3 protein-coding genes and 1 pseudogene are annotated in these 1,912 nt (G+C 71.5%); all 4 read left to right on the forward strand.

Annotated features, from left to right (window positions below):
* Positions 1-245, forward strand: a pseudogene (locus ACFWJO_RS38415) (1,2-phenylacetyl-CoA epoxidase subunit A); the annotation flags it as partial.
* A 3-nt stretch (positions 246-248) separates the two neighbouring features.
* Positions 249-551 (forward strand): 1,2-phenylacetyl-CoA epoxidase subunit PaaB, encoded by a 303-nt coding sequence (gene paaB / locus ACFWJO_RS38420; RefSeq protein ID WP_002857863.1) that lies wholly within the window; start codon positions 249-251, stop codon positions 549-551.
* Positions 548-1,381, forward strand: coding sequence for a 1,2-phenylacetyl-CoA epoxidase subunit PaaC (gene paaC / locus ACFWJO_RS38425; protein ID WP_134377425.1), 834 nt, complete (start codon positions 548-550; stop codon positions 1,379-1,381). Before paaB ends, paaC begins: the two co-directional genes overlap by 4 nt.
* Positions 1,378-1,887 carry a 1,2-phenylacetyl-CoA epoxidase subunit PaaD gene (paaD, locus tag ACFWJO_RS38430; protein ID WP_049146511.1) on the forward strand — a complete coding sequence of 170 codons (510 nt, stop codon included), beginning with the start codon at positions 1,378-1,380 and terminating at the stop codon, positions 1,885-1,887. Before paaC ends, paaD begins: the two co-directional genes overlap by 4 nt.
* Positions 1,888-1,912: the final 25 nt, after the last annotated feature.

Here is a 1,912-nt window from a genome sequence, read left to right on the forward strand (position 1 = left end):
GCCTCACCCTGCCGGACCCGGACCTGAAGTGGAACGAGGAGCGCGGCCACTACGACTTCGGCGAGCTGGACTGGGACGAGTTCATGTCCGTGATCAAGGGCAACGGCCCCATGAACACCCAGCGCATGGCCCGGCGCATCCAGGCCCACGAGGAGGGCGCCTGGGTCCGCGAGGCCGCCGCCGCCTACGCCCGCCGCCAGGCCGAGCAGAACGCGCCGGCCGAGACCCACCTGATCGGAGCCTGACCCATGAGCGAGACCACCGCCGCCTCCCACGCCTGGCCCCTGTGGGAGGTCTTCGTCCGCGCCAACCGCGGCCTCTCCCACGTGCACGCCGGCTCGCTGCACGCCCCGGACGCCACCCTGGCGCTGCGCAACGCGCGCGACCTGTACACCCGCCGCAACGAGGGCACCTCCGTGTGGGTCGTCCCGGCCGAGGCCATCGCGGCCTCCGACCCGGACTCCAAGGGCGGCTTCTTCGAGTCCCCGCAGGGCAAGTCCTACCGTCACGCCACCTACTACCAGCAGTCCGAGGGGGTGCCGCACCTGTGAGCTTCGCGACCAACGACTCCGCCACGAAGCACTCCGCGGGCGTGGCCATCACCGCGGAGGAGATCGCGGCCGGCGAGCAGAAGGCGAGCGACGACGTCGCCCGCTACGCCCTCGCCCTCGGTGACGACGCCCTGATGCTCGGCCAGCGCCTGTCCTGGTGGATCTCGCGCGCCCCGGAGCTCGAGGAGGACATCGCCCTGGGCAACATCGCCCTGGACCTCGTGGGCCACGCCCGCTTCCTCCTCTCCTACGCCGGCACGGCATGGGGCAAGACCGAGGACGAGCTCGCGTACTTCCGCGACGAGGAGGAGTTCCGCTCCGTCCGCCTCGTGGAGGCCGAGAACGGCGACTTCGCCAAGACGATCGCCCGCCAGCTGTACTACTCGTTCTACTCGTACGAGCTGTACACCCGCCTGCGCGAGTCCACGGACCCCACGCTCGCCGCCATCGCGGACAAGGCCCTCAAGGAGGTCCTGTACCACCAGGACCACGCCGCCCTGTGGCTGCAGCGCCTGGGCCTGGGCACCGAGGAGTCGAAGCGCCGCATGCAGCGCGGCCTGGACGAGCTGTGGCCCTACGTGGCCGAGCTCTTCCACGACGACGACGTCGTCCGCGCCCTCGCCGAGCAGGGCGTCGCCGTGCTGCCGTCCTCGCTGGAGGAGCCCACGATGACCCGCATCCGCGCGGCCATCGAGGAGGCCGGCCTGACCGTCCCGACGACGGGCACCGCCCGCGGCGGCGACCGCTCCGGCGCCATGAGCGAGTACCGCGGGTACATCCTCGCAGAGATGCAGTCCCTGGCGCGCCGTCACCCGGGAGCGACCTGGTGACCACCGCCAGCGAGCTGCGCCCCGCCGATCCCGCCGATGCGCGGGTCTGGGATGCGGCCTCCACCGTGCACGACCCGGAGATTCCCGTGCTGTCCATCGCGGACCTGGGGATCCTCCGGGAGGCACGGGCCGAGGGCGAGAGGGCCGTCGTCGTCATCACGCCCACCTATTCCGGCTGCCCCGCCATGGACACCATCACCACGGACGTCACCCGCGCGCTCGAGCGCGCCGGGTTCCCCGACGCCGAGGTGCGCCTGGCGCTGCAGCCGGCGTGGACCACGGACTGGATGACGGACGAGGGCAAGGCCAAGCTCAACGAGTACGGCATCGCCCCGCCCGTCGCGCGCACCACGGACGGCCCGGTCATGATCGGCATGGCCGTGAAGTGCCCGCGCTGCCACTCCCTGAACACCCGCGAGATCACCCGCTTCGGCTCCACCTCCTGCAAGGCCCTCTACACCTGCCGGGAGTGCCTCGAGCCCTTCGACTACTTCAAGGTGCACTGATGACCGAGACCACCGACGTCCCCAC

The organism is Streptomyces sp. NPDC127092 (assembly GCF_042722475.1).
In the GTDB taxonomy this organism is placed as follows: Bacteria; Actinomycetota; Actinomycetes; order Streptomycetales; family Streptomycetaceae; genus Streptomyces.

Excerpts from the sequence above, each read along its gene's own strand:
- paaB (WP_002857863.1), top strand. The coding sequence starts at position 249 with ATGAGCGAGACCACCGCCGCCTCCCACGCCTGGCCCCTGTGGGAGGTC.